Here is a 630-nt window from a genome sequence, read left to right as displayed (position 1 = left end):
GGCCGATCCGGTCCGCCTCCAGGAGCGAACCCCGGCGCCGCAGGTCGGGCCACAGGCCCTCCTGCACGCCCGCGACGACCACCAGGCGCCAGCGCAGGCCCTTGGAGCGGTGCGCGGTCAGCAGCCGCACGGCGTCGGGGCGCACCGCGCGGCGGGTCAGCGTGTCGGCGGCGATGTCCTGGGCGTCCAGCTCTTCGAGGAAGTTGAGCGCGCCCCGGCCGCCGGTGCGCTCCTCCGCGCGTGCGGCCGTCTCGAACAGGGCGCACACCGCGTCCAGGTCCCGGTCCGCGTTGCGCCCCGCGGCCCCGCCGCGCCAGGCGGCGCGCTCCAGGCGCTGCGGCCACGGCGTGCCGTCCCACAGGCACCACAGCGCCTCCTCCGCGGTGCCGCCGCCGGCGAGCAGCTCGCGCGCCTTGCGCAGCAGCAGACCGAGCCGCTGCGCGCCCCGCGCGTACGCCGGGTCGTGCGCCACGAGGCGCTCCGGCTCGGCCAGCGCCTCGGCGATCAGCACGTCGGACGGGCGGGGCACGGCGCGCCCCGCGGCCCGCTCCTCGTCGCGCAGCGCCCGGCCGAGGCGGCGCAGGTCGGCCGCGTCCATGCCGCCCAGCGGCGAGCCGAGCAGCGTGAGCG

The 630-nt window shown here is 80.0% G+C and carries 1 protein-coding gene; it reads right to left on the bottom strand.

Annotation, left to right across the window (positions count from 1 at the left end; genetic code table 11):
- A partial coding sequence (locus KUM32_RS39400) for a 3'-5' exonuclease (protein ID WP_302185253.1) occupies positions 1-630 on the bottom strand: 630 nt, incomplete at both ends.

Source organism: Streptomyces sp. AC627_RSS907 (genome assembly GCF_019049165.1).
Note: the sequence above shows the minus strand (reverse complement) of the source record. Positions and strands in the feature narration are given on the sequence as shown.